This window comes from Paraburkholderia humisilvae (assembly GCF_902859855.1).
Taxonomy (GTDB): domain Bacteria; phylum Pseudomonadota; class Gammaproteobacteria; order Burkholderiales; family Burkholderiaceae; genus Paraburkholderia; species Paraburkholderia humisilvae.
Window position 1 is genome coordinate 23,584 of the sequence record NZ_CADIKH010000012.1, and the last position, 24,967, is coordinate 48,550.

Here is a 24,967-nt window from a genome sequence, read left to right on the forward strand (position 1 = left end):
CGCTGGGTCCGGGTTGTTGATATCGGTCAGGTTTTTGCGTTATTCATCAAGCGGCGGACTTCGCCAGGTAGCGCCGGTCGCGCATCGCACGCCAGCGGGCAACGAGGTTCGGAATCAGCACCGACGCGAGCAGCAATGCGCCGGTGACGATCGTCAGCGTTTCGCTGGATACGTCGTCGAGCGTCAGCGCGTTCTTCAATACGCCGATGATCAGCAGCGACAGCAGCACGCCGATCATCGATCCTCGTCCGCCGAAAATGCTGACGCCGCCAAACAGCACGGCGGCGATCACCGACAGTTCGAAGCCTTCGCCGTTGTCGCCGCGTGCGCTCGTAAAGCGCAGCGTATAGACGATGCCGGCAAGCGCGCTCATCGCACCCGACAGGACGAACGTCGTGATCCGGATCTTCGCGACCTCGAGGCCGGAAAACGCCGCCGCCGTCGGGTTTGCGCCGATCGCATAGAGGCTGCGACCGAACGCGGTGGCTTGCAGCAGCACGGTAAACAGCACCGCGCACACGATGACAATCACAAACGGCAACGGGATAAAGCTTGCGCCCAGCGTGTTCATGCCGAACGCCGTATAGCCAGCTGGAAAGTCCGCGACCGCCTGGTCGCCGAGCAGGACGTAGGCAAGACCGCGAAACAGCGCGAGCGTACCGATCGTCACCGCGAGCGAAGGCAGATTCAGCTTGACGATCACGAGGCCGTTCAGCAACCCGGCGAGCATGCCGAACAGCATCACCAGCACAATCACCGCAGGCATCGGCAGCCCCATGTGCCACAACACGCCCATCAGCGCGCTCGATGCGCCGAGCACCGATGCGACCGACAGGTCGATCTCGGCGGCCACGATAATCAGCGTCATCGGCAGCGCCATCAACGCGATCTCGGTCAGATCGGCCAGCACGTTCGACAGATTCGCACCGGTCAGAAACACGGGCGAAAGCACACGGCCGAGCCCAAGCGACAGCAGGAGCACGATCACAAGCAGCGTTTCCCAGCGCAGCGGCGTTGCGCGCTTGCGCGTGAGCAGCGCGGAATCGGGTTTAGCCATGGTCGCGTTTCCTCATCATGCGTTTGGCGACGGAGCGGGCGAGCAAGGTGTCGGCGGCGATCGCGGCAACGATCAGCGCGCCTTCGATCGCCTGCTCCCAGAACGGCGACACGTGCAGCACGACGAGCGCGATGCTGATCACACCGAGCACGAGCGCACCGAGCGTTGCGCCGAGAATCGTGCCGACGCCGCCGGTAATCGCGACGCTGCCGACCACCGCGGCGGCAACCACTTGCAGTTCGATGCCCTTTGCGGTGCTCGCATCGACCGTGCCGAAACGCGCGAGCCACAGCGCGCCCGCGAAGCCTGCGATCGCACCCGACAGCAGAAAGCCGGATATCACGCGCCGCTCGACGTTGACGCCGGCGAGCCGCGCCGCTTCCGGATTCGACCCGATCGCGTAATGCTCGCGGCCGCCGCGGAAATGCTTCAGGTACACGCCGAGCGCGATCAACACGGCGGCGGCAATCAGCGCAAGCGTAGGAATACCGAACGCGACGCCGGTCGCAAGGCGTGAGAACGCATCGGGCAGACTCGTCGCATTGATCTGCCCGCCATGCACCCATGCGTAGTCCGCGCCGCGGAAGATATAGAGCGTCGATAAGGTCGCGACCAGCGACGGCACGCGGCCGACCGCGACCAGCAGCGCATTGATGCCGCCCGCGACAAGGCCGATCGCGAGACCCGCCGCCAGCGCGATCAGCACCGGCATATGCGGGAACGCGACATACAGGCTGCCGACTGCGTAGGCGCTAATACCGACTGTCGAGCCCACCGAGAGATCGATATGCCGCATCAGGATCACGACCGTCATCCCGGCGGTCAGCAAGCTGATAATCGACACGTTCAGCAACACGTCGCGCAGATTTTGCAGATTCAGGAATTGCGGCCGCGCGAGCGCGGTGCCCACAATCAGCAACAGCAACACGATAAAGAGCGTCGTTTCGCGGCTCTTCGCAATCGCCGCAACGAGGCTGCCCGCGCGCGGCACGGCCCGCTTTTCGGCCGGCGCGTGAACCGGCGCGGCATGGGTCGACGAATGGCGCATCATGCGGCATGCCCCCAGGGCGCGGGGCCCTGCCCGAGCGCCGCGTTCATGATCCGTTCCTCGCTCGCATCGGCGCGCGAGATTTCCGCGCTGATGCGTCCTTCGTGCATCACCAGCACGCGGTCAGCCATGCCGAGCACTTCCGGCAGTTCGCTTGAAATCATCAGCACCGCCATGCCGTTTTGCACCAGTTCCGACAGCGCGCCATAGACCTCGGCTTTCGCGCCGACATCGATCCCGCGCGTGGGCTCGTCGATGATCAACACATTCGGGTTCGTCGCGAGCCACTTGCCGAGCACCACTTTCTGCTGGTTGCCGCCGGACAGCGTGCCCGCCGCCGCGCTTGGGTCATCGGCCTTGAGCCGCAGCCGCGCACCCCACTGCGCAGCAAGCTGCGTCTCGCTGCGCGCGAAGATCAGCCCGTGCCGCACAAGGCGCCCGAGCACCGTCATCGACGCATTGCGCGCGATGCTGAGCTCGAGCGCCAGCCCTTGCTGGCGACGGTCTTCCGGCACCAGCGCCAGGCCCGCGCGCACCGCCGCGGCCGGACGCCCTGGTGTGAGGCGCTTGTCGCCGATGCGAACTTCGCCTGCGTCGTACGCGTCGATGCCGAAGATCGCGCGGGCCACTTCGCTGCGCCCCGCGCCGACCAGCCCCGCAAGCGCGACGATTTCACCCGCGCGGACATCGAACGAGATGTCCTTGAATACGCCGATGCGCGTCAGGCCGCGCACGGAGAGCCGCACCGCGCCTGGCGTCACGTCCGCTTTCGGATAAAACGTTTCGAGGTCGCGGCCCACCATCTTCGCGACAATCGCGTCGGTGGTCAGTGCCGATGTCGGCGCATCGAACACCTTCGCGCCGTCACGCATGATCGTCACGTGCTGCGTCAATGCGAACACCTCGTCGAGCCGGTGCGTGATAAACAGGATAGCCACGTCGCGTTCGCGCAGCTTGCGCACGATCGCGAAGAGCCGCTCGACTTCCGGCAGCGACAACGCGGCAGTCGGCTCGTCCATGATCAGCACGCGCGCGTTCAACGACAGCGCTTTCGCGATTTCGATCACCTGCTGGTCCGCGATCGACAGCCCACGCACCAACTGGTCCGCACGCAGGTCAACGCCGAGCGACGCGAGCAGACCGTTGACCTCATCGCGCATCGCATCGTATTGAATGCGGCCGACGCGGTCCACCGGCTGACGTCCCATATAGATGTTCTCCGCAATCGACAGATCGAAGAACAGCGTCGGTTCCTGATAGATCACGGCGAGGCCCGCGTCACGCGCTTCGGCCGGCGTCGCAAAGCGACGCGGCGTGCCGTCTACGTGGAGTTCGCCCGTGTCGGGCTGATGCACGCCGGCGAGAATCTTCACGAGCGTCGACTTGCCCGCGCCGTTTTCGCCGAGCAGCGCGTGCACTTCGCCGGGCCATAACACGAGTTCGCCATTGGCAAGCGCGCGAACGCGACCGAACGACTTGCTCGCGTGCTTCAGTTCCAGCCTCGGCACCGCGTCGGTGTGTTGCTGCACTGCGTGTCTCCTCCAGCAAGCGGCATCATGCGTGCCGCGTTGTGACGGGGCCGTTACGGTCACCCGTTCGAAGCGTGTTCAGATGCGATAGAGCCGCTCTGCATTGCGCACGAACAGCGCGGATTGTTCCGCGTCGCTCGCGCCGGCGACAATCGACGCATAAGCATTCCACATATCCGCATACGAACCGAACTGCCGGTCAACCGGAAAATTCGATGCGAACATCGCGCGTTCGACACCAAACGTATCGATCGTTTCGAGCACATACGGCCGCAAGCTTTCGACCGTCCAGCGATGATCGAACATCGCGAGGCCGCTGATCTTCACCGCGACGTTCGCACAGCCGGCGAGCTGGCGCATGCCGTCGCGCCACACGCGATAGCCCGCCACGCTGTCGCGGTCGACAAACATGCCGGTGTGATTCACGATGAACTGCGTGTCCGCATGGTCGCGCGCGAGCGCCGCGGCCTCGTCCATTTGCGACGGATACAACTGCAGATCGAACGACATCTGGTGGCGGCGCAGCAGCGCGAAGTTCGCACGCCATGTCGTGTCCCGCATCAGATGGCGGCCGATGTAGTCGTACAAGCCGTTCTCGTGAACATTCAGGATCTGCCGCACGCCGCGCGTGTTAGCGAACGCGGCATGGCCTTCCAGAATTTCCTGCGCATTGGGCAACGACAAGTCCACCCATGCGACGACCCCGTTCGGCATGCGGCGCGACGCCGGATCGTCGGCGATCCGCTGCAGCCAGCGCGTTTCTTCCACCGGGTCAGCCGGATCGTGATTCGCTTCGACGTGTACCACTTTCAACACTTCGATCGGCTGCGCATCCGCCAACAGGTCAGCGAGCAGATAGTCGTGCCGCAGGTCGCGCGCGTCGCCGACGAACGACACGCCGGGGTTCGCGAGCCACGGATAGTGATGCGTCTTCAGGTCCCACAGATGAATGTGCGGGTCGACCACTTGCATGGAGCGTCCTTGGTTCGTTAAGCGTCGTCAGGTCACTTGTTATGTTGGGCAACGGGCAATGCGAAGACCCGTGCGAGAGGCTGCTGAAGCGGCGTGTGATCCGCGGCGGTCTGCATGATGTCCGCCATGTAATCCCACCATTTGCGCATCACGTCGAGATGCGGCAACTGGTCCATGGTGTGATCGTCGGTGCGCGTGAGCACGGCGAACAGATGGTGCGTTGCGTCATCATAGAAGATCGAATAGTCATGCACGCCGGCATGATGCAATGCATCAACCAGCTCCGGCCAGATCTGCGCGTGGCGGCGTTCGTATTCGTCGCGCATGCCGGGGTTGAGCACCATCCGGAAAGCGATTGTCTCCATGTCGCGTTGTCTCCCGTCCTCTTTCGTGCCGGACCTGGTTTTCTTGCTGTGTGCGGCGGTTTGCCGGGCGCTTTCGCGGTCGCGCGTATGCAACGACTATAATTCGGGCGTCGATAGCCTCACAATCCGTAGTTTGGATGGGGCGATACCGAAACCGAATCGCACAGACCATGAGCCAGAACGCCGCCACCGTCGCCCTGATCAACCGGCTCAAGTTCAAACATCTTGCGCTGCTCGTCGCGCTCGACGACACGCGCAACGTCCATCAGGCCGCCGATGCGATCAATGTCGCGCAGCCAAGCGCGAGCCGGATGCTCGGCGACATCGAGGAAGCGCTCGGCTTTCTGCTGTTCGAGCGCAACGCGCGCGGCATGCAGCCCACCCCGCTTGGCGTCGTCACCCTGGCCTATGCGCGTCGCGCGCTGGCGGAACTCACGCGCTTCGCCAACGACCTCGAGGTGAAGCGCAAAGGCGGCCATGGCCAGTTGACGGTCGGTGCGATCATGGGCGCGGCGCCCGATCTGCTCGCGATGGCGGTGGCTGCGCTGAAAACCGAGCGGCCGTTGCTGAACGTCTGCATCCTCGGTGAAACCAGCGACCAGGTCGTGCAACTGCTGCACCGCCGCGAAATCGACCTCGCACTCGGGCGCCTGACGAATCCGCTGCAGCACAACGATTTCAGCTTTGAGCCGCTGGCGCGCGAGACGCTGCTGCTGGTCGTGCGCGCGGTGCATCCGCTGGTACGGCGCACGGCCCTCACGCTGCCCGAGTTGATCGACTGGCCATGGGTCGCGCAGCCGATTACCAGCCCGGCACGCGTGCTGTTCGAAGAAGAGCTCGCACGAGCGGGCCTCACGACGCCCGCGAATCTCACCGAATGCGCGTCGATCTTCGCGACGCTGCAACTGCTCGAAAACTACGATGCGGTCGCGATGCTGCCCGAATCGGTCGTGCGCGATCACGTGCGCGGCAAACTGCTGGTCGCGTTGCCGGTCGAAATCGGCAAAAGCCTCGCGGGTTTCGGCATTCTGACGCGCAAGGAAGAACCACTTGCCGAGCCGGCCGAACGCTTCGTCGAATTGCTGCGTCAGCATTCGCTTTCGCTAAAACGCGATACGCCGGCGCCCACCGACGCGACGCAGGCGTGGCGGACCGTGCCTTCACACTGAACGCCGTATTGGCCGCCACGCCTTCTTGACCGCCATTCAGCCGCTGCATTCAGCGGCCTCATTGCAGATTCACGAACAAACCGCCATCAACAAGCAATGCCGCACCCGTCACATAGCGGGCCCGGTCCGATGCGAGAAACACCACACAATCCGCGACGTCATCGGGACGACCCAAACGCCCGAGCGGAATGCGCTTTTCGAAGTACGCCTTCTTCGCTTCGTCGGCGAGGTCCTCCGCGTTCAGATCGGTTGCGATCGTGCCGGGCATCACCGAGTTGCATCGAATACCGTACGGACCCAGCGCAAGCGCGCATGATTGCATCAGCGAATGAACGCCGGCCTTGGTCGGTGTGTAGTGCGTCTGCATGCCGCCGCCGACCAGCGCGCTGATCGAACTCGTCGCGACGATCGCACCGCCGGTGCCCTGCGCCTTCATCTGCTGCGCGGCAGCCTGCGTCACATAGAACGCGCCGTTCAGGTTCACCGCGACGGTGGTTTCAAGCACGTCGGCCGGCATATCGAGAAAGGCGTGGAACGGACAGATGCCCGCATTGCTCGCGAGCACATCGACTTTGCCGAACGCGGCGACCGTGCGGCGCACGAGTTCCGCTCCGGTCGCCCGCTCGGCGACATTGCCTTCAACCGCGATCACGCGGCGTCCGAGCGCTTCGATTTCGTCGATCACTTCCCCGACCGCCGAGCGTCGGCCATACGACGCATCGTTGTCACCCCAGTAATTGATCGCGACATCCGCACCTTCCTTCGCGCATGCAACCGCGATCGCACGGCCGATGCCGCGCGAGCCGCCCGTCACGATCACCGCCTTGTCTTTCAGCAGCACAAGCGTCTCCTTCGTTTTGCTGACTTCGATGCGCGCGCAATCATGATGCGTTGCGCACGCTACCTATGCGCGGCCCCAACTGCGCGCGGTTAATGCGGCGCGGTTAATGCGGCGCGGTTAATGCGGCGCGGTTAATGCGGATAAGGCCGCACCAGCGCGCATTCCGGGTTCAGACGCACGCCGAAGCCCGGCGTATCCGGCACCTTCAACCGGCCATTGACGGGCACCGGCTCGTCGAGCAGCAGCGGCGTGAACATCGGCACCACCTGGTCGGCTTTCGGCGCCATCATCAGGAACTCGGAGAATGGCGAGTTGTGCCGCGTCACGACGAAGTGATAGCTGTACACCGATGACCCATGCGGCACGACCATCACGTTATGCGCATCGGCGAGCGCCGAGATCTTGATCAGCTCGGTGATGCCGCCGCACCAGCCGACATCCGGCTGGATCAGATCGCAGCATTGCATTTCGAGCAGCATCCGGAAACCCCAGCGCGTCGCTTCATGTTCGCCGGTGGACACCATCATGCCGCGTGGAACGTTGCGGCGCAGTTCGGCGTAACCCCAGTAGTCATCGGGCGGCAAGGCTTCCTCGAGCCATTTCAGACCGTATTCGTGCGCGGCTTTCGCGAGCCTGGTCGCGTAGGTGACGTCGAGGCTCATCCAGCAGTCGTACATCAACCAGAAGTCGTCGCCGACGCGGCTGCGCATGTCGGCCAGCCGCTCGATGTTCTGCTTCAGGCCGGCTTCGCCTTCAGCGGGGCCGTGCTGCAGCGGCAGTTTGCCGCCGATAAAGCCCATGCCCTTGGCGAGATCCGGCCGCGCGCCAGTCGCATAGAACATCAATTCGTCGCGCACCGGCCCACCCAATAGTTGGTACACCGGCTCCTTACGCACTTTCGCGAGCAGATCCCACAACGCCAGATCGACGCCGGAGATCGTATTGAGCACGATACCCTTGCGGCCGTAGTAAAGCGTCGAGAAGTACATCTGATCCCACATTTTCTCGATGTCGGTCACGAGCTGACCTTCAAGAAAACGCGCGAGATGCCGTTCGACGATAAACGCGCCAATCTCGCCGCCGGTCGTTACCGCAAAACCGACGGTGCCGTCGCTCGCTTCGATCTCGACCACCAGCGTGCCGAGCACGTTGATGCCGAACGACTGCCGGCTTTGCCGGTACTCGGGGTAACGCGCCATCGGCGTCGCGATATGGTCGTCAATCCAATGGCCACCGGCCTGATCGTGATAGTCAGCGCCGCCGCCGCGGACGACGAAGGCACGCACGTGCCGGATAGTAGGCATCGCCATGTTCAAAGGCTCCGTTTTGTTGTGCGGTTGTGCAGTTGTGCACGCAACGACCCGGACACGAATGGACGTGCTGGGCAGCCGCGCTTTTTTGGGTAGGACCGGTAAGCCGATCAGTACGTCGCGCGTCCGCCGGACAGATCGAATACCGCGCCGGTGCTGAACGCGCAGTCTTCCGATGACAGCCAGAGGATCATCGACGCGGCTTCTTCGGGCAGCAGGAAGCGGTTCATCGGGATCTTCGACAGCATGTAGTCGATATGCTCCTGCTTCATCGAATCGAAGATTTCAGTCTTCGCCGCCGCGGGCGTGACCGCGTTGACGAGAATGTTCTTTGTCGCGAGTTCCTTGCCGAGCGATTTGGTCAGGCCGATCAGTCCCGCCTTCGATGCGCTGTAGTGCGACGCGTTCGGGTTGCCTTCCTTGCCTGCCACCGACGCGATATTGACGATGCGGCCGTAATTCTGTTTGATCATCAGCGGCACGATTGCGCGGCACGTCAGATACGGGCCGATCAGATTCACGTCGATCACGCGGCGCCACACGTCCGGCGCCAGTTCCCAGGTCGTGCCGTTGCCGCCGGTGATGCCCGCGCAATTGATCAGCACATGGATTGCGCCGTGCGCGGCGACGGCTGCGGCGACCGCCTTGTCGATGGACGCTTCGTCGGTCAATTCGACGGTGCTCGCCGAAACCGTGCCCAATTCCCCGAGTTCTTTCCTGCTGCGCTCGAGCCGCTCGGCGTCGATGTCCCACAGCGCGACTTGCGCGCCTGAACGCAGTGCGCGTTGCGCGACCGCGTAGCCAATGCCGCGTGCTCCGCCGGTAATGACGACGACGCGGCCCTCCAGATCGATCTGATTCATCGTGTGCGCTCCTGTACAGCGCGCGACAGTGCACGCGCCGTTATCGTTATTGCCGATTCTGTTCGGCTTATTGCCGGGTCCGGTTCCGGTCAATATAAGGCGGCACGCGATGTGGGAACAATCCGCGTATTGGATGGGGTGATAGCAAAAGCGGATCGGGGCGCAGCAGATTCAGTCGAGCAATGCCGGGTCGTGTATCGCGCCGGTCAGCAATTCGACAAACGCCTGCAGGGTCTGCGACAGCGTACGGCCCGCCATTGTCTGGACTTGCAGCGTGCGTTGATGCAGCTCCGGATTGACGATCGGCACCGCGGCAAGTCCGTCCGGCGTCAACCGGCTGCGCACGGTCAGGTAGCCCGTCAAGGTGACGGCATCGGTCAGTCGCACGAAGCTTTGCAGCGCCGCATGATAGTTGCTGACGAATACCGGCTCGAATACGAGCCCTTCGAGGCTGCACGAAATATCAAATAACTGCCGGATCGTCACGCCCTGATGATCGATCGCGAGCGGCCATGCGGCCAGGTCTGCAAGCGACACCGACTCGCGCGAGGCGAACGGATGATCGCTTCTTACCAGTGCGAAGATCGGCGCGCGCTGTGAGACCAGCACGTTGATATCCTTTTCCGGCGCGATGCTGAAGCACACGGCGATGTCCGCGGTGCCCTCACGTACGCGTTGCGTCGCAACGCAGGCCCTGACACATCGAGCTGGAAATGCGTGGCCGGATACGTCATCAGAAAACGCGCGAACACCTGCGGCAAGAAGTGCGGCGCCACGCCCTCGGAACTGGCGACGCGTATCGTCGCGCGGCCACCGTTGCCCAGCCCGCGGATCTCCTCGGTCACGCGCTCCGCATCGAGCAGGCTGCGCTTCAAGCGAATGGATTGCACAGATGCGCACGCCTTGTGCGATTGCGCCGTTCTATGGGTATCTGGTGTGGCTCAACACCCATCGAAAGATATTCCCGAGCGTGCCGGCGTCGAGCTATTTCGGCGTCGGGGCGGGCAGTTCCTTCACGTGGATAGAGCCCGAACGCCGGATCGCAGCGGTGGTGCGCTGGCTGAATCCGGCCGCCGCCGACGGCTTCTTCGGACGCGTGTTCGATGCTATCGATGCCGCGCCCACTCGCCAGCGCGCGCAAGCGTAACGCGGCCGGCGCGGCGCCGCCCCTACACATGACGGGTCAGTGCGCGCTGCGCGGACCCCGCGTCAATGCGTCGAACAGTTGCTCCGCTTCGGTCAATTCCTCGAGCGCCCGCTCGAGGCGCGACACCGCGTCGGAGTGGCTGATCGGCAACTCGCCGTCAACCTCTCCGCGCACCAGCCTGAACGCCTGCTCGACGTCTCGGGTCGCGCGCACATAGCGCGCGGCCGCATTCGATTCGCGCGAATTCGACATGCTTGTCATCGTGGTTCTCCGTCTGCCTGCAAATCACACAGACGCCAGGTTACCAGGCCGGCAAGAGGCTGTCCAGGAACACGCGCACACTGTTGTAAACAGTCACACTGGCCGTGATGGAGCAGTGAGCGAAGCACGATCGCGTACTTCACGTTGCGCTGCGAGGTGACGAGGCCGTCTAGCTGCTCATGTACCAGCCGCCATTCACATTGATTGTCTGGCCGTTGATATAGCCGTTGTTCGCGAGCAGCACCGCGATATCCGCCACTTCATCGACGTCGCCTAAGCGACCGACCGGAATCACGTCCTTTTTGATGTTGGGATTGCCGCTAACCATATCGGTCTCGATCAGCGCCGGCGCAATCGCATTCGATGTCACGCCGGTCTTCGCAAGCAGCGTGGCATAGCTGTGCGCGAGACCGATCATGCCCGCCTTCGATGCCGCATAGTGCGGACCGATCACACCGCCCGTCTGCGCGGCAACCGACGACAGCATGATCAGGCGTCCCCACCCGCGCGACACCATTTCCGGCGCGACCTCCTGCGTAGCAAGAAATGCCGACGTGAGGTTCGTCGTGATGGTCATGTTCCAGTCGTCGACGGTGAGCTGATGCCACGGCTTTGCGTGGCCGATGCCCGCGTTGTTCACGAGCACGTCGATCTTGCCGAACGCGTGGCGCGCGCGATCGGCCATCTTTTTGATGCCAACCGCATCGCGCACGTCGACCTGAATCGCGATCGCTTTCGCTCCGCTCGCTTCGATCTGCTCGACCGTTTCGCGAGCCGGCGCTGCGGCGTCCTTGTACGTCAGCGCGACCGACATGCCGCATTTTGCATACGCAAGCGCGATCGCCTTACCGATACCGCGGCTCCCGCCCGTCACAAGCGCCACCTTTCCTGCCAGATTCGTCATTGCAAGCCTCCTTGTCGTGCGCGACAGTCCTGTCCAGCGACAGTCTTGCGGATGAATCCCGTGAGAAAGACAGCGCGAACCGGAGTTCCCCCCGGCCTTCGCGCCGCACGGCGTACAGGTCAACCCAATCATTTTGCCAACGGCGCAATCGTTTCACTTGATAGACTTGCGGCTTGCCAAGTCGACGGAAACAACGCGTGAGCATCGGGGAATACTACAAACAGCTCAATCTGCCTGAAACCGCATCGCAGGAAGAGATCAAGCGGGCGTATCGACGCCTGCGAGCGAAGTACCATCCCGACCGGAACAAGGGCCGCGAGTCGAATGTCGAGCCCATCTTCAAGCGGATTCAGGAAGCGTTCGAGGTGCTGACCGGCGCGCGCGCGCCGACGCCGCATGGGCCGTCCGGCACACAGGAAGCAAGCCGCCATGCGCAGACGCGCCAGCCGCAGTCGCATCGCTCGGACGAGCGCGATGCGCGCAAGCCGTGGTCGGCGGCGGCGAATCGCTGGCATGCGTACCGCTCCGGCGAAGAAGGGCCGCCGCTACGCGGCGCAAACCGGCACGACAAGCTCTATGTGCCGCTCGAAGCCGCTCTGAACGGCGGCCATGTGCCGACCAGTTACCAGATAACCGCGCCCTGCAAGCAATGCCGCGGCATGAGTGCGCGTTTCAACCCCGGGCGCTGCCCGGACTGCGAAGGACAAGGCAAAACCGCACACGGTACGCGTTGCGGCAGTTGTGGCGGCAGCGGACGCGCGAACGTCAACCGCTGCGCCGCGTGTCAGAACACCGGCTCGGAAAGCTACTGGAAAACCGATCAGGTCGCCGTGCCCGCCGGCGCCTGGGACGGCCAGCAACTAACGGTGACCGGCGGCGGATTCCCCGGGTCGAATGGCGGCCCGGCGGGCGACGCAATCCTTTCGGTGGTCATTCTGTGCGGGTCCGATATCCAGCGCGACGGGCTCAATCTGATCGGCGAACTGAACGTCGATTTCGTGACCGCGACGCTGGGCGGTCCGTTCGAAACGCATCTGCTCGGCCGCGACCTGCGCATCGCGATTTCGCCGAACGCCGCGCAAGGCAGCGTGATCCGGCTTGCGTCACATGGACTGTCCGACGCGTCAGGCAACCAGGGCGAACTCAGGCTACATGTCGTGCTCGCGATGCCCGCTGGCGCGGCGCATCTGACCGACGAACAGCGCGAACAGTTCAGACAGCTATTCGACGACGCGGCTCGCCGCGGCCTGTGATAATACTTTTACGAACGGTCTGCTTCGTTTTTGCCAGCCTGTGCGCCCACGCTTTGTCGCGAATGTGAACCACAGCGCGACACTTCAATGCGCAACGTCGCGACTCCCGGCGAGCAGATCGACCAGCGCAGTCGCGCCGCGACGCCATGAGCGATCCGTATTGCCACGCATGTCCACCGAACGCTGAAACACCGTTTGTCCAGTCGCGACGTCCTCGATGCGCAAATTGATGTTGAGGATCAGATTGCTGATCTTCTGCACCCAGCACACCCCGACACGCTCGACGTTGAGCTTGCGGCCAATCTCCAGTTCGCAGCCGTTGCACGCGTTCAGGTTCTGCGACGCCTGAAGCCTGGCGATCAATGCACCGGCCGGTGCGTTGTCAGTCACGCGATACAACGCGCGCCTGTTCAACTCGCTGCGCAGTGCGTCGCTCACCATGCGTATGCGCGCCGCGTCCTGCTGCACCGTGGCCGTGTCGTTGTACGCGGCGTTGTCGTCGATCAGCGCACAGTCCATCACCGCGATGGACTTCGTCGTGTCGGTATCGGTATCGGCCGCCCGTGCATCGGTGCCAATGAACAGCGCGGCCCATGCGATGCCGATGATGAGCGCAACACCGCGAACCCGCGCGGGGGTGGCAAAACGTGGGGCTTCGTTACGCACAGCCGTCATGATGACCGCCCTCGCAGCGCATCGGCATCTGATAGAGGTTTATTCGAGTCGACCCATTGCGTCACATTGCGTCACATTGCGTCAACGTGAAGTAGCACGATCCGGACCTACAGTACTGCGATTGCACGTCGTCAAGCGATACGCGCTATGCTTGACGATCCCGCGACGCCGGTCAATGCCGCAACAGCATGCCGGCGCAGCCCGCCCCATCACGAGGAGTCCGCGATGACCGACATCCAGAAGCCGACCCAGGCGCAGCAACCGTCCGACGATATCGACCCGCAACTGCTTGAACTCGCGCACGAAGTGTTCGAACTGGCAAGACGCGGCGATGCAACGATGCTCGCCGCGGTGCTTGAGAAAGGCGTGCCGCCGAACCTGCGCAACGAAAAGGGCGACAGCCTCCTGATGCTCGCCGCGTATCACGGCCATGAAGACGCGGTGCGCACGCTGCTCGAACAGGGCGCGGACGCGAACTTGCGCAACAACAACGGGCAGACACCGCTCGCCGGCGCCGCATTCAAAGGGTACAAATCGATCATCGAGGTCCTGCTCGATCATGGCGCGGATGTCGAAGGCGCGTCGCCGGACGGCCGTACCGCGCTGATGGTGGCCGCGATGTTCAACCGCACCGACATTGTCGATCTGCTGATTGCACGCGGCGCGAACCCTCAGGCGCGCGATGCGGGCGGCAACTCCGCCGCCGATGCGGCCGCGCGCATGGGCGCGACCGATACCGCCGCGCAACTGTCCAAGCCGCGCGGCTGAACCTTCCACCCGGCGGCGGCCCGCTCAGGGTTCGCCGCTGTCCCGGGCTTCGCTTGGCTCGTGGTTAAATAGCGCCGGCGGATGGACTCCTGTGTCGCAACGGCGACGCAGTCGCGGCGCGACAACAGCGCGGCAACGCCGCAGCCCTGCCCGCGGTCCTGCCGTCGCGCGCCATCTGCAAAACCACGAAAGGCACCCGGTGACCCAGACCTTCGACGAGCTCGCAGCGATCATTCGCGAGAACTTTCCCGAACTGAGCCCGCAATTTCAGCTTGCGGCGGCTTTTTTGCTCGACAACCCGGACGAAGTCGCGGTGCTATCGATGCGCAAGGTCGCCGAACGCGCCAGCGTGCAGCCGGCCGCCATGGTGCGGCTTGCGCAGTCTCTCGGCTTTCCCGGCTGGAACGAGCTGCGGGAAATCTTCGTCAGCCGTCTGCGGACCCGGCCCGAACCGCTGAGCGCGAAGGCACGCACGCTGGTCAAAGGCGGCTCTGGCAACCGTTTGACCCACGAGCTGGCACTTGCGCAGGCGCACAACCTCGACACCACCGTTGCGCACAACACAGCGCTCGTCGCTGACGCGGCGAAGCTGATCCGCAAGGCGCCGCACGTGCATGTAGCGGGATTTCGTTCGTGCTTTCCGGTCGCGTTCGGGCTCGTCTACGGCTACCGGCTGTTCCGCTCGTCAGTCAGCCTGATCTCGGCGGAAGCCGGCACGCTGGAAATGCAGTTGCGCGGCATCGATAAACGGCACGCGACGGTCGTGATCAGCTTCGCGCCCTATTCGACCGAAGCGGTACGGGTCGCCGAGGCCGCCATACGGCAGGGCTCGCGTCTGATCGCGCTGACTGACAGCGCGGTGTCGCCGATCGCGCTGAATGCGGACCATACGCTGGTCTTCTCGCACGAGACGCCATCGTTTTTCCCGTCGCTGGTCGCCGCCTCGGCGCTCGCCGAGATGCTAGTTGCGCATCTGCTCGCACTGGAAGGCAAGGAGGCGGTCGCGCAGCTCGAGGAAGCGGAAGCCGCACTGCATGCGAGCGGCGCTTACTCGGTGTAGTGCGCGCTTCAAATAACCGCGCGACAGATGTGATGCATCACGCGCTCACCCGCCTTCCGCACGATTTCCCGCATTGACAACATTTGTTGTTGTTAATGTAGAATTTAACATCGTGTGTTTCATCCACTTCCGGAGGCGGGAGAATGACCAGGGTATTCCATCGTGCGCCGCGCGCCACGTTGCCGGTCGCGGTAGCCGGTGAAGGCATCGAGATCATCGATTCGCACGGCAAGCGTTATATCGATGCCAGCGGCGGCGCAGCCGTTTCGTGCCTCGGGCACAGCAACCAGCGCGTGATCGACGCGATCAAGCGCCAGGTTCAGCAACTGCCGTACGCGCACACGTCGTTCTTCACCACCGAAGCCGCCGAGCACCTCGCCGAGCATCTCGTCGACGCGGCGCCATCCGGCCTGAGCCATGTGTATTTCGTGTCCGGCGGCTCCGAAGCGATCGAAGCGGCGCTGAAGCTCGCGCGCCAGTATTTCGTCGAAAAGGGCCAGCCGCAGCGGCGCCATTTCATCGCACGACGCCAGAGCTATCACGGCAATACGCTCGGCGCGCTCGCGATCGGCGGCAATGCGTGGCGCCGCGAGCCGTTCCTGCCGATTCTGATCGAAGCGCATCATGTGAGCCCGTGTTTCGCGTATCGCGAACAGCATGCCGGCGAAACTGACGAAGCCTACGCACAGCGTCTTGCCGACGAACTCGAAGCAAAGATTGTCGAACTTGGGCCCGACACGGTCGCGGCATTCGTCGCCGAAACGGTGGTCGGTGCGACGGCCGGCGCGGTGCCGCCGGTGCGCGAATACTTCCGCAAGATCCGCGCCGTCTGCGACAAATATGGCGTGCTGCTGATTCTCGACGAAATCATGTCCGGCATGGGCCGCACGGGCTATCTGTTCGCGTGCGAAGAAGACGGCGTGGCGCCCGATCTGCTGACCATTGCGAAGGGGCTCGGCGCCGGCTATCAGGCGATCGGCGCAACGCTCGTCAGCGAAGAGATTTATCGGACCATCGTCGGCGGATCGGGCTTCTTTCAGCATGGGCATACGTATATCGGGCACGCAGCTGCATGCGCCGCGGCGCTTGAAGTGCAAAGGGTGATCGTCGAAGAACGGCTGCTCGACAACGTGAAGGCGCGCGGCGAACAATTGCGCGCATTGCTGCGCGAGCGCTATGCGCATCATCCGTCGGTCGGCGACGTGCGCGGCCGGGGTCTCTTTGTCGGCGTCGAACTCGTGCGGGACCGTGCGACGAAGTCGCCGTTCGATCCGAAACACAAGCTGCACTCGCTGATCAAGCACGAAGCGATGCAGCGCGGGCTGATGGTGTACCCGATGGGCGGCACCGTCGACGGCAAGCGCGGGGACCATGTGCTGCTTGCACCGCCGTTTATTTGCACCGGGCAGCAGATCGCGACGATCGTCGAGCGGCTTGGTGATGCGATCGATGCTGCATTGCGCTCGATCGGCGCGGCAACCGCACGCTGACGCGATGTGCTACTCGGGCGATGTGCTGCTGCGGCGATGCGTTACCGCGGCGGCGCGCGGCGGCCGCGATGCGCCGCTGGCGATATGATTCTTGCGCCCTCTCCCTCCTGAAACCCGCCATGAACCCAAGACTTCCGGAATTCCAGACCGCGACCGCCACCGACGAACAGAAGACCATCCTCAACGAGATTCTGAGCGGCCCGCGCGGCAACCTCAACGGTCCGTTTCTCGGCTGGATCTTCAGCCCGCAGCTTGCCCAGCATGCCCAGCGCCTGGGTGCGTTTTGCCGCTACCAGACCGGCTTGCCGCTGCGCCTGTCGGAGCTGGCGATCCTCGTCACCGCTGCGCGCTGGCGGGCACAAGCCGAGTGGCACATCCACTATCCGATCGCAATGCAGGCGGGTTTGCCGGCAGACATCGCCGAAGCGATTCGCGTTGGCGCCGAACCGACGTTTGCCGAGCAGGACGAAGCACTGATCTACGCTTTCGCGACCGAGTTATACGAAACGAAACGCGTATCCGACGCGACCTACCAGCAAGCGGTCGGCCGCTTCGGTCATACGGTGGTCGTCAACCTGGTCGGCCTGCTCGGTTACTACGCGCTGGTCGCCATGACGCTCAATGTGTTCGATATGCGAGCCGACGGGCAAAACTCGCTGCCGTTCGCTGAATAGGCGTTTCTATCGAGCCGCGCATGCGCGGCCCCTTCCTTACTCGAACGCCTTGTCGTTAGGGTTCGCGTAAAGCTTCTTCATGGTGTCGTACATCGCCTTGATTTCGCCGCTCTTCATCACCTGCGCCATCGTTCCGACAGGCCAGCCCGTGCCGCGAGCGACGCCCGGCAAGCGCATCACGCCAGTCTCAGCCCGCACACCGGCAAGATCTCCTGCACGACCGCGAAGCGATGCTCCTTCACCGCGTCGTGAAACTTGCGATAGTCACTTGTTTCGAACGCCGGCGTCCATTGCGGAAGCTCGTCGCCGTCATCGTTGACCTTGATGCCTGTCGCGATGTGTTTCCACGAGCCGACGCCCTTCGGAATGTATTCCGGAATCGGCTCCTGAATGCCCGGTATCGAACCCGCCGCGACCGCGTCGCGCACCACGTTGAGCCGCTTCATTTCATTCATGTCGATGTTGGTCGCGAGCAGTTGCTGCAGCGCCGTTTTCGCGGCGGCCGGCAGGCCCGGCTGAGCGACGAAATCGGCTGCCTTTGCGATCCACGCCTGCACGACACGGCAGGCCATGTCCGCAGCGGTCATGAATTCCGGCAGGTTATCGCGCCGCACCGTCATGCCTTTGCCATTCTTGTAGTGCCATTTCGCCCACGGCAAGTCTGGATAGGTCAGCGCCGCGCCATGTCCGAGCGGCAGCGCACGCGTCAGCACGTCCGACTGCAGGCGGTCGACCAGGTGCACCGTGTAGCGCTCCAGACGCTCGAGCCAGTCTTCACGCGTGCAATCGTCCGCTTCGAGGTGCGAGACCTTGTTGTAGTCGGATTCGATGCCCGAGAACCCCTGGTGTGCCCAGGTATCCACGTAGGTGTGCAGCGTCACGCCTAACCGGTGCAGCCCGTTGTCCGCGTCGCGGCGCGCGAGCGCGTGCTTCACCAGATTGCGCGCGACATCGCTATCGGGCCGGCAGATCGCGCGTTCCTCGAGCGTGTCGCCGACGCCCGCGGGCAGAAAGTGAAACGGTGTCCAGACGAGCCGGTTCAGATCATCCTGCACGTTCTGATAGTCGAACAGCTTGTGTGCCGATGCGAAGCGCTCGAACTGCTCGCCGCCCTCGAACTTCAGCAATCCCGGCGTCGTTGCGTCGTCGATGTACTGGCATGCATGCGCGACCGTTTGCGCATCCGGCGCCGACAGCCCGCCGAGCCTTGCCGCGATGTAGATCACCCCGTAATGGAAATCGATGTTCATGGCGCCCCTCGTAGATTGGACGGCGCAAACGCTACGCCGTGTGCATTTGTCATACAAAACTGCGCCGCAAACGGCGGCTCAAGCCGTGCGCGACGCAATGCTCCTATCGAGAAATCGAATCAGTCACATCAGCTTTTAACGACAACGACTTAATCAATCAATTAATCGGGACGTTTTCATGACAGGGCGGTCCGCAGCGCCGCCGCCGCCCGTTCGATCAGCGCCCGGCCCGCATCGAGCACGCCCGCCATTGACGCAAAGCCGTGAACCATGCCTTGCCAGCAAACATGTTCGACTTCGACTTGCGCCGCACGCAGCCTCGCCGCATATTCGTTGCCCTCGTCGCACAGAGGATCGTGATCGGCGGTGACGATCAGCGCCGGCGCGAGACCCGCCAGATCGTTTGCGAACAGCGGCGAAACATCCGCAGACGCGCGGTCGATCTCCGGCGGCAGCCACGCGTCATAGCGCTCCTTCATGTCCTGCCGGTCAACGAGGAAATCAGATGTGCCGAACGTCTGCCACGACGGGCGCGACATGGTCGCATCCGTGTTCGGATAAAGCAGAAGTTGCAGGCGCAACGACACGCCGTTGCGTCGCGCGCGTTGCGCAACATAAGCGGCCAGCAGGCCGCCCGCACTATCGCCGCCCACTGCGACGCGCGTCGCATCGACATTCAGTTCGGCAGCCTGTTGAACCACCCATTGCAGCGCGGCCCATGCGTCTTCATTCGCGGCCGGATACGGATGCTCGGGTGCCAGACGATAGTCAACCGCAACGACGACGCACTGTGCACGATTGGTGAGCGCGCGCAACAGCACGTCGTGACTGTCAAGATTGCCGCTGACGAAGCCGCCGCCGTGATAGTAGACCATCGCCGGCGCGGGGCGGCCAGCCGCACTTTCCTCAGCGCCGCCGCGCGGATCGTAGATACGCACCGGAATCGCGCCGCCGGGCCCCGGCAGTGTCCGATCGTTCACGTCGGCAACGGCCTCACGCGCACCATTCAACGCAGCCATGCTCACAATGCGCGCACGCACCGCGGCAAGCCGCTCCAGCCATGTCATCGACGCCGTTGCAACAGGCTGCGCCGCAGCCTGCCGACGACGTTCTTCAAGCATGGCCACCACCTGCGGATCAAGCTCGTCCATCGGTATGCCCTCCCTCACCGGATTCGGTCGATCTTCTCTTAACGTGTGGGCATAACAGTTATTCCGCCCGGTGTGGCGCCCCAACGCCACTCGATCGAGTCCATGCGAACCCTCGTTGCATGACGAAAATGCCGTTCGAATCCGCAGTCCGACTGCCGCGCCACTAACGAGAATCGTCGGCAGCGCATGCCAATAGCGGTCGATGCTGGCCGGCGGGCCCTGGCGAAGCACCGTTCCGGCCGTGAGTCGAAAGAGCAGTTTCATGAGCCGCCGGGCGATTCACGCGAACGGCGCGCGCACCTAAAGTTCAGCCCATGCCGTCATCGACGGAAACTCTTTTAAAAGGTGTTCGCCATGAAACGTCTGAACCTGGCTCTTGTTGTTGCAGCGCTGCTGGCCGCCCCGTTTGCCGCTCATGCAACGGATCCCGCCCCCCTCACCCGCGCTCAGGTTCGTAACGAACTGCTCTCGGCTGAGCAGAACGGCACGTATCCGACCAGCAAGGTTCACTATCCGGACGCGCAACCCAATGCTGCGACCACGTATGTCGCGAATCGCGCGGCCAGCAAGGCCGCCGCTGACGGCGCGTACGGCGGTTCCGCAAACGGCAGCTTCGCATCCGGTTCACGTTCGGGCGCCGGATGGAGCGACCGCCCTCAACTCAGCAACCTGTATAGCCACCACTAATGAACGATACGAAGGAGCAAAGCATGAACACACTAATCAACGCGTTGGCCCGCACCGGCCTCCTGAAGCAGGACTTCAGCTATCACGTCGTACGTGCGTCGATGGTCCTGATCTTCGTGTTTTTCGGTTACCAGAAATGGTTTAACTATGAGGCACAGGTGCTGATTCCATACATCAGTCACGGTCCGTTGATCTTCTGGCTGTACCCCGTATTCGGCATTCGCGGGGCAAGCTGGTTTCTCGGCGTATCCGAGTGGCTGTTCGGCACGCTGCTTTTTATCGGCTTCTGGAACAAGCGCATGGGTGTACTGGGCGCGCTCGGCTCGGTCGCAACCTTTGTCGGCACGGTCACCATTATTCCGTTCATGCCTGACGGCTGGGCCGCATCGGCGGGCGGATTCCCGGCGATGGCGGGCAATGTGCCGTTCCTGATGAAGGATGTCGTGCTGCTGGCGGTGTCGGTCTACCTGCTGAAAGAAGATGTGGCGCGGGTGCTGGCCGACGGACGCGCAACGCAGGTCAAGCAGGGGCGCCGCGCGCTAGCGTAAGCGCCGGCCTGGAGGAGACAGGTTCGAGGGCGGGTGCGATCCGATCGATCGCATGCGTCCTCGAATCATTTGGGGTTGCTAGAACAGGTACATCCCGGCAACGAACACGACCCCCGAGAACAGCAACGCGGTCACGCAATACCCCATGATGTCGCGCACGCCGAGCCCGGCAATCGCGAGCGCGGGCAGTGCCCAGAACGGCTGCGCCATATTGGTCCACGCTTCGCCGTATGCGATCGCCATCGCCGACTTGCCGAGGTCCGCACCCAGCGCCTGCGCGGCCGGCATCACGAACGGCCCTTGCACGACCCAGTGGCCGCCGCCGCTCGGCACCGCGAAGTTGATCACCGCGGAACTCAGGAACACGAGCAGCGGGAACGTGTGCACGTTCGCGATATCGACGAACCATTTCGTGATCACGCCGGCCAGACCCGAGTGGTCCATCAGCGCCTGAATGCCCGCGTAGAACGGAAACTGGATCATGATGCCCGACGCGCCGCGCGCCGCCGCGGCCACCGCACGCGCATAGGCCATCGGCGTCTTGTGCAGCAGCATGCCGGTCGCGAGGAACACGAGGTTCACCGTGTCGATGTCGAGCGTAAAGCCCTTCGTCACCGTGCGCACGACCAGATAGCCGTAGCAGACGAGCGCCACAAGGATGGCGAGCAGCCGGCTTTCCTCGAGGCGTTCGGCAAGCGTCGCGTTCGGCGGCAGCGTGCGTTCGACGCTCGGCGGTTCTTCGAGCAGCGCGGGGTCGACCGCGACCACGTCCTGCGGCTTGGGCATCATCAGACGCGCGAGAAACGGCAGCATCACGATCAGGCCGATCGTGATAAATGCGTTATAGCCGGTGAAGATGGTGTGCGACACCGGAATCAGGCCGATGGTCTTTTCCATCGGGTTGCCCTTGGTCGCCGCGACCAGCGGCACCGAACCCGAGAGCCCGCCGTGCCATGTCAGAAAGCCCATGTACGCGGATGCGACGAGCAGCCGGTAGTCGGTGCCGCGCACTCGCCGCGCGACCTCACGCGACAGCATCGCGCCGAGCACAAGCCCGAAACCCCAGTTGATCGCGCACGCGACCGCGCCGACGAACGCGACCAGCATCACGGCCTGCCCCGGCGTACGCGCCGAACTCGCGAGCGCGACCAGGAACCGCTTGATCGGGCCGGAACTCGCGAGCGCGTGCCCGGTGACGAGTATCATCGCCATCTGCATCGAGAATGCGAGCAGATTCCAGAAGCCCGCGCCCCATAGCGAAATCAGTTCGACGGGCGGCTTCGGCGTCAGACCAAACGCTAGCAGGAAGGTCGCGACGGTCAGGAAGATCGCGAAAATCAGGGGGTCGGGAAGCACACGGTGCACGACCTGTGTGAAAAACTGCGAGATGCGCTGAATCAACTGTCTACTCCTTATCCTTGATCGGTTTGCGTGGGGCTCACGTGCCTGTGCTCATGCGGCGAGCCTTTCATTTTTATTCATCGCGCTCACCGTCAGGCGCAGGATTTTCACATAAAACTTGCGTCCGCGCGCCCCAAGTATGCAAATCGCAAGACTTGCACGGCTGTCAATCATGACCGCCGCAAATGGGCCTGGAACATTACGGCGCTGAAAACTATCATCGACGGCATACCCTTTGCGCGAGCGGGAATCGTCATGGCCAACGGCGCACCATCGGCAGGTCTCGTGATCGGCGTATTGGGCGGCATGGGCCCGCGGGCAACGGCCGACTTTTTCACCAAGCTGATTGCCGCGACACCGGCCGAATGCGAGCAGGATCATCTGCGCGTGCATATCGATTCGAACCCGCAGGTGCCCGATCGCAGCGAGGCGATCGCCGGCCGCGGCGAGTCGCCGGGCGTGGCGCTCGCCGCGATGGCCGCAGGTCTCGAGCATGCCGGCGCCGATTTTCTCGTGATGCCGTGCAATACCGCGCATGCGTTCGAGCCCGAGATTCGCGCGGCGGTGCGCGTGCCATTCGTCAGCATGATCGACGAGGCGTGTGCGGGTTGCGATCACGTGTTCCCGAGTGCGCAGCGTTTCGGCCTGCTCGCGACGCGCGGCTGCATTGAAGCCCGTCTCTATCAGAACGCTTTCACGCGCATCGGCCGCACGACGGTGGCCCTTCCCCCAACCGACCAGGAGCGCCTGATGGCGCTGCTTTACCGGATCAAACTCGGCGACCTGTCACACGCTACGCGCGACGCGATGCGCGCGTTCGGCGAGATGCTGATCGACGCAGGCGCGGACGCGATTGTCGCGGCCTGCACGGAAGTGCCGCTGGTGCTCGGCGATGGCGAGCTCACGCGGCCGGTGCTCGACGCCACCGCTCACCTGGCAAGACGCTGCGTACGCTACGCGTACGGATTCGAGCCGCTGCCGGCTGCTTCGTTGTCAGGTTCGTGACGCACGCACACCGCGTCCGCCGCGACACATCGTTACCCTTTGAGCGAAATGGGTCGCGCGATCCGCGACCCAATGAGCAGCGCAATGAATTTTGGTCGACGAAGATACCTGTGCGGCGCGACGGCGCAGAGGCCGGCGCGCGGCTTGCAACGCATAAGTCCATTTCAATGCGCACGATGCGCGGGAGACAGGCGTGAAACAGAACAGATTGGGGTTGGCGATCGTCGTCGGCATGCTGCTGGGCATCGCAGCTGGGTACGTGTGTCACCAATCGGCTGATTCGCCCGCGGCGGCGAAAGCGTTGGCCGCCAATTTCTCGCTGGTTACCGATATCTTTCTGCGGCTCATCAAGATGGTGATCGCGCCGCTCGTATTCAGCGGTCTGGTCGCGGGGCTCACTGCGATCGGCGACCCGAAAGTGGTCGGCCGCGCGGGCCTGAAGGCGCTCGGCTGGTTCGTCTGCGCGTCGTTTACGTCGCTTCTGATCGGCATGGTGCTGGCGAACGCATTCGACCTCGGACACGCGATGAATCTGCATGTGCCGGCAGCGGATGCGAGCGCGGGCGTCAGCACCGCGGCGTTCAATCTGCACAACTTTATTACGCACATCGTGCCGTCCAGCGTGGTCGAGGCGATGGCGAACAACGAAATCCTGCCGATCCTCGTATTCTCGGTATTCTTCGGCATCGCGATGGGCGCGATGAAGGACCAGCTGCCGCCCGCACTGCTTTCGTCGATCGAGGGACTGTTCTCGATCATGCTGAAAATTACCGGCTATGTGATGTGGTTCGCGCCGCTCGGCGTGTTCGGCGCGGTGGCCGCGGTGATCACCGTGCAGGGGCTCGGCATGCTTGTCACCTATGGCAAGTTTATCGGCGCCGTGTATTTCAGCATGATGGTGTTGTGGTGCGTGCTGCTCGCCGCGGGGTACGGCGTGCTCGGCAAACCGATCTTCGCGCTGATGAAGCTGATCCGCGAACCGATGATCATTGCGTTCTGCACATCGAGCAGCGAAGCCGCTTACCCGAAGACGATCGAGCAGTTGACGCGCTTCGGCGTCAAGCCGCGCATCAGCAACTTTGTGCTGCCGCTCGCGTACTCGTTCAATCTGGACGGCTCGATGATGTATCAGGCGTTCGCCGCGCTCTTTATCGCGCAGGCCTATGACATTCACCTGTCGTTCGGGCAACAGTTCTGGATGCTGCTGGTGATGATGCTAACCAGCAAGGGAGTCGCCGGCGTGCCGCGCGCGGCCATCGTCGTGATCGCCGCGACACTGCCGCTCTTCGGGCTGCCGGTCGAAGGCGTCGTGCTGCTGCTCGCGATCGACCAGTTCATCGATATGGGCCGCACGACCACCAACGTGGTGGGCAACAGCATCGCGTCGGCCGTGATCGCGAAGTGGGAGAACGGACTCGAGCCCTGGACCGGGCACGCCCATCCGTTATCCGAAACAATTCCGTCGATGCGTGACGATACGGACGTGGCGCCAGCCGGCCTGTCGGCGTCGCGGTCTTCGCACTAGTTCCGCAGGATCGG

Annotated in this window: 27 protein-coding genes and 1 pseudogene; 11 read left to right on the plus strand and 17 right to left on the minus strand. The window is 63.4% G+C overall.

Going from position 1 to position 24,967, the window contains the following annotated elements:
- Nucleotides 1–46 precede the first annotated feature (46 nt).
- From HV796_RS14390 to rhaM, 5 genes are all read right to left on the minus strand, one after another.
- A complete protein-coding gene (locus HV796_RS14390; RefSeq protein WP_175227177.1) occupies nucleotides 47–1,057 on the minus strand; it encodes an ABC transporter permease in 1,011 nt (336 codons plus the stop codon).
- Complete coding sequence (locus tag HV796_RS14395) at nucleotides 1,050–2,108, minus strand: ABC transporter permease (protein WP_175227178.1); 1,059 nt, start codon at nucleotides 2,106–2,108, stop codon at nucleotides 1,050–1,052. Before HV796_RS14395 ends, HV796_RS14390 begins: the two co-directional genes overlap by 8 nt.
- Complete coding sequence (locus HV796_RS14400) at nucleotides 2,105–3,634, minus strand: sugar ABC transporter ATP-binding protein (RefSeq protein WP_175227179.1); 1,530 nt, start codon at nucleotides 3,632–3,634, stop codon at nucleotides 2,105–2,107. The genes HV796_RS14395 and HV796_RS14400 overlap by 4 nt, the downstream gene beginning before the upstream one ends.
- Before the next feature lie 78 nt (nucleotides 3,635–3,712).
- Nucleotides 3,713–4,606: an amidohydrolase family protein gene (locus HV796_RS14405; protein ID WP_175227180.1), complete on the minus strand. Its 894-nt coding sequence runs from the start codon at nucleotides 4,604–4,606 to the stop codon at nucleotides 3,713–3,715.
- Nucleotides 4,607–4,638: 32 nt separating this feature from the next.
- Entirely contained in the window at nucleotides 4,639–4,971 is a 333-nt protein-coding gene (rhaM, locus tag HV796_RS14410; RefSeq protein WP_175227181.1) for an L-rhamnose mutarotase, read from the minus strand.
- Nucleotides 4,972–5,141: 170 nt separating this feature from the next.
- Here rhaM and HV796_RS14415 point away from each other — a divergent pair, with 170 nt between their 5' ends.
- Nucleotides 5,142–6,140, plus strand: coding sequence for a LysR family transcriptional regulator (locus HV796_RS14415; RefSeq protein WP_246355863.1), 999 nt, complete (start codon nucleotides 5,142–5,144; stop codon nucleotides 6,138–6,140).
- Nucleotides 6,141–6,198: 58 nt separating this feature from the next.
- Here the strand turns inward: HV796_RS14415 and lra1 are convergent, their stop codons facing one another.
- From lra1 to HV796_RS14435, 4 genes are all read right to left on the minus strand, one after another.
- Complete coding sequence (lra1, locus tag HV796_RS14420) at nucleotides 6,199–6,981, minus strand: L-rhamnose 1-dehydrogenase Lra1 (protein WP_175227182.1); 783 nt, start codon at nucleotides 6,979–6,981, stop codon at nucleotides 6,199–6,201.
- A 131-nt stretch (nucleotides 6,982–7,112) separates the two neighbouring features.
- Nucleotides 7,113–8,291: an L-rhamnonate dehydratase gene (rhmD, locus tag HV796_RS14425; RefSeq protein ID WP_175227183.1), complete on the minus strand. Its 1,179-nt coding sequence runs from the start codon at nucleotides 8,289–8,291 to the stop codon at nucleotides 7,113–7,115.
- A 110-nt stretch (nucleotides 8,292–8,401) separates the two neighbouring features.
- Complete coding sequence (locus tag HV796_RS14430) at nucleotides 8,402–9,154, minus strand: SDR family NAD(P)-dependent oxidoreductase (RefSeq protein WP_175227184.1); 753 nt, start codon at nucleotides 9,152–9,154, stop codon at nucleotides 8,402–8,404.
- A 171-nt stretch (nucleotides 9,155–9,325) separates the two neighbouring features.
- Nucleotides 9,326–9,799 carry a LysR substrate-binding domain-containing protein gene (locus HV796_RS14435; protein WP_246355864.1) on the minus strand — a complete coding sequence of 158 codons (474 nt, stop codon included), beginning with the start codon at nucleotides 9,797–9,799 and terminating at the stop codon, nucleotides 9,326–9,328.
- A gap of 226 nt (nucleotides 9,800–10,025) precedes the next feature.
- Here HV796_RS14435 and HV796_RS14440 point away from each other — a divergent pair.
- Nucleotides 10,026–10,301: pseudogene (locus tag HV796_RS14440) on the plus strand (serine hydrolase); the annotation flags it as partial.
- A gap of 36 nt (nucleotides 10,302–10,337) precedes the next feature.
- Here the strand turns inward: HV796_RS14440 and HV796_RS14445 are convergent.
- Nucleotides 10,338–10,562: a GNAT family protein gene (locus tag HV796_RS14445; protein WP_175227185.1), complete on the minus strand. Its 225-nt coding sequence runs from the start codon at nucleotides 10,560–10,562 to the stop codon at nucleotides 10,338–10,340.
- Nucleotides 10,563–10,731: 169 nt separating this feature from the next.
- Nucleotides 10,732–11,466 (minus strand): SDR family NAD(P)-dependent oxidoreductase, encoded by a 735-nt coding sequence (locus HV796_RS14450; RefSeq protein WP_175227186.1) that lies wholly within the window; start codon nucleotides 11,464–11,466, stop codon nucleotides 10,732–10,734.
- Between the two features lie 197 nt (nucleotides 11,467–11,663).
- On the opposite strand from HV796_RS14450, the gene HV796_RS14455 reads away from it, so the two are divergent.
- Complete coding sequence (locus HV796_RS14455) at nucleotides 11,664–12,719, plus strand: DnaJ C-terminal domain-containing protein (protein WP_175227187.1); 1,056 nt, start codon at nucleotides 11,664–11,666, stop codon at nucleotides 12,717–12,719.
- A gap of 84 nt (nucleotides 12,720–12,803) precedes the next feature.
- On the opposite strand, the gene HV796_RS14460 is transcribed toward HV796_RS14455, so the two are convergent.
- Entirely contained in the window at nucleotides 12,804–13,394 is a 591-nt protein-coding gene (locus HV796_RS14460; protein ID WP_175227188.1) for a DUF3280 domain-containing protein, read from the minus strand.
- Between the two features lie 225 nt (nucleotides 13,395–13,619).
- Between HV796_RS14460 and HV796_RS14465 the strand changes: the two genes are divergently transcribed.
- The 4 genes from HV796_RS14465 (at nucleotide 13,620) to HV796_RS14480 (ending at nucleotide 17,386) form a co-directional block, all read left to right on the plus strand.
- The gene (locus HV796_RS14465; protein ID WP_175227189.1) at nucleotides 13,620–14,162 is read left to right on the plus strand and encodes an ankyrin repeat domain-containing protein; all 543 of its coding nucleotides are present in this window, start codon (nucleotides 13,620–13,622) and stop codon (nucleotides 14,160–14,162) included.
- A gap of 199 nt (nucleotides 14,163–14,361) precedes the next feature.
- Nucleotides 14,362–15,222, plus strand: coding sequence for a MurR/RpiR family transcriptional regulator (locus HV796_RS14470; RefSeq protein ID WP_175227190.1), 861 nt, complete (start codon nucleotides 14,362–14,364; stop codon nucleotides 15,220–15,222).
- 143 nt (nucleotides 15,223–15,365) lie between these two features.
- Nucleotides 15,366–16,712 carry an aspartate aminotransferase family protein gene (locus tag HV796_RS14475; protein WP_175227191.1) on the plus strand — a complete coding sequence of 449 codons (1,347 nt, stop codon included), beginning with the start codon at nucleotides 15,366–15,368 and terminating at the stop codon, nucleotides 16,710–16,712.
- Between the two features lie 119 nt (nucleotides 16,713–16,831).
- A complete protein-coding gene (locus HV796_RS14480; protein ID WP_175227192.1) occupies nucleotides 16,832–17,386 on the plus strand; it encodes a carboxymuconolactone decarboxylase family protein in 555 nt (184 codons plus the stop codon).
- A gap of 36 nt (nucleotides 17,387–17,422) precedes the next feature.
- Here the strand turns inward: HV796_RS14480 and HV796_RS14485 are convergent, their stop codons facing one another.
- The 3 genes from HV796_RS14485 to HV796_RS14495 form a co-directional block, all read right to left on the minus strand.
- On the minus strand, nucleotides 17,423–17,584 hold the full coding sequence (locus tag HV796_RS14485; protein ID WP_175227193.1) for a hypothetical protein: 162 nt from the start codon (nucleotides 17,582–17,584) through the stop codon (nucleotides 17,423–17,425).
- Nucleotides 17,563–18,636, minus strand: a complete 1,074-nt coding sequence (locus HV796_RS14490; protein WP_175227194.1) for a DUF6765 family protein — start codon at nucleotides 18,634–18,636, stop codon at nucleotides 17,563–17,565. The genes HV796_RS14485 and HV796_RS14490 overlap by 22 nt, the downstream gene beginning before the upstream one ends.
- 176 nt (nucleotides 18,637–18,812) lie before the next feature.
- On the minus strand, nucleotides 18,813–19,787 hold the full coding sequence (locus HV796_RS14495; RefSeq protein ID WP_175227195.1) for an alpha/beta hydrolase: 975 nt from the start codon (nucleotides 19,785–19,787) through the stop codon (nucleotides 18,813–18,815).
- 354 nt (nucleotides 19,788–20,141) lie between these two features.
- On the opposite strand from HV796_RS14495, the gene HV796_RS14500 reads away from it, so the two are divergent.
- Entirely contained in the window at nucleotides 20,142–20,474 is a 333-nt protein-coding gene (locus HV796_RS14500; protein WP_175227196.1) for a DUF4148 domain-containing protein, read from the plus strand.
- A gap of 23 nt (nucleotides 20,475–20,497) precedes the next feature.
- Nucleotides 20,498–21,022 carry a YkgB family protein gene (locus HV796_RS14505; RefSeq protein ID WP_175227197.1) on the plus strand — a complete coding sequence of 175 codons (525 nt, stop codon included), beginning with the start codon at nucleotides 20,498–20,500 and terminating at the stop codon, nucleotides 21,020–21,022.
- A gap of 78 nt (nucleotides 21,023–21,100) precedes the next feature.
- Here the strand turns inward: HV796_RS14505 and HV796_RS14510 are convergent, their stop codons facing one another.
- Together HV796_RS14510 and HV796_RS45395 are read right to left on the minus strand one after the other, a co-directional pair.
- A complete protein-coding gene (locus tag HV796_RS14510) occupies nucleotides 21,101–22,423 on the minus strand; it encodes a TIGR00366 family protein (RefSeq protein ID WP_175227198.1) in 1,323 nt (440 codons plus the stop codon).
- Between the two features lie 51 nt (nucleotides 22,424–22,474).
- Nucleotides 22,475–22,597, minus strand: a complete 123-nt coding sequence (locus tag HV796_RS45395; protein WP_281369782.1) for a hypothetical protein — start codon at nucleotides 22,595–22,597, stop codon at nucleotides 22,475–22,477.
- Nucleotides 22,598–22,678: 81 nt separating this feature from the next.
- Between HV796_RS45395 and cuyB the strand changes: the two genes are divergently transcribed.
- Both cuyB and HV796_RS14520 read left to right on the plus strand, forming a co-directional pair.
- Entirely contained in the window at nucleotides 22,679–23,428 is a 750-nt protein-coding gene (gene cuyB, locus HV796_RS14515) for a cysteate racemase (RefSeq protein ID WP_175227199.1), read from the plus strand.
- A 193-nt stretch (nucleotides 23,429–23,621) separates the two neighbouring features.
- Nucleotides 23,622–24,953, plus strand: coding sequence for a dicarboxylate/amino acid:cation symporter (locus tag HV796_RS14520; RefSeq protein ID WP_175227200.1), 1,332 nt, complete (start codon nucleotides 23,622–23,624; stop codon nucleotides 24,951–24,953).
- Nucleotides 24,954–24,967: the final 14 nt, after the last annotated feature.

Coding starts and splice junctions, on each gene's coding strand:
- rhaM (WP_175227181.1), bottom strand. CDS start 4,971: ATGGAGACAATCGCTTTCCGGATGGTGCTCAACCCCGGCATGCGCGAC.
- HV796_RS14415 (WP_246355863.1), top strand. CDS start 5,142: ATGAGCCAGAACGCCGCCACCGTCGCCCTGATCAACCGGCTCAAGTTC.
- HV796_RS14475 (WP_175227191.1), top strand. CDS start 15,366: ATGACCAGGGTATTCCATCGTGCGCCGCGCGCCACGTTGCCGGTCGCG.
- HV796_RS14445 (WP_175227185.1), bottom strand. CDS start 10,562: ATGACAAGCATGTCGAATTCGCGCGAATCGAATGCGGCCGCGCGCTAT.
- cuyB (WP_175227199.1), top strand. CDS start 22,679: ATGGCCAACGGCGCACCATCGGCAGGTCTCGTGATCGGCGTATTGGGC.
- HV796_RS14395 (WP_175227178.1), bottom strand. CDS start 2,108: ATGATGCGCCATTCGTCGACCCATGCCGCGCCGGTTCACGCGCCGGCC.
- HV796_RS14495 (WP_175227195.1), bottom strand. CDS start 19,787: ATGGACGAGCTTGATCCGCAGGTGGTGGCCATGCTTGAAGAACGTCGT.
- HV796_RS45395 (WP_281369782.1), bottom strand. CDS start 22,597: ATGATTGACAGCCGTGCAAGTCTTGCGATTTGCATACTTGGGGCGCGC.
- HV796_RS14450 (WP_175227186.1), bottom strand. CDS start 11,466: ATGACGAATCTGGCAGGAAAGGTGGCGCTTGTGACGGGCGGGAGCCGC.
- HV796_RS14430 (WP_175227184.1), bottom strand. CDS start 9,154: ATGAATCAGATCGATCTGGAGGGCCGCGTCGTCGTCATTACCGGCGGA.
- HV796_RS14405 (WP_175227180.1), bottom strand. CDS start 4,606: ATGCAAGTGGTCGACCCGCACATTCATCTGTGGGACCTGAAGACGCAT.
- rhmD (WP_175227183.1), bottom strand. CDS start 8,291: ATGGCGATGCCTACTATCCGGCACGTGCGTGCCTTCGTCGTCCGCGGC.
- HV796_RS14500 (WP_175227196.1), top strand. CDS start 20,142: ATGAAACGTCTGAACCTGGCTCTTGTTGTTGCAGCGCTGCTGGCCGCC.
- HV796_RS14390 (WP_175227177.1), bottom strand. CDS start 1,057: ATGGCTAAACCCGATTCCGCGCTGCTCACGCGCAAGCGCGCAACGCCG.
- HV796_RS14460 (WP_175227188.1), bottom strand. CDS start 13,394: ATGACGGCTGTGCGTAACGAAGCCCCACGTTTTGCCACCCCCGCGCGG.
- HV796_RS14480 (WP_175227192.1), top strand. CDS start 16,832: ATGAACCCAAGACTTCCGGAATTCCAGACCGCGACCGCCACCGACGAA.
- HV796_RS14505 (WP_175227197.1), top strand. CDS start 20,498: ATGAACACACTAATCAACGCGTTGGCCCGCACCGGCCTCCTGAAGCAG.
- HV796_RS14490 (WP_175227194.1), bottom strand. CDS start 18,636: ATGAACATCGATTTCCATTACGGGGTGATCTACATCGCGGCAAGGCTC.
- HV796_RS14465 (WP_175227189.1), top strand. CDS start 13,620: ATGACCGACATCCAGAAGCCGACCCAGGCGCAGCAACCGTCCGACGAT.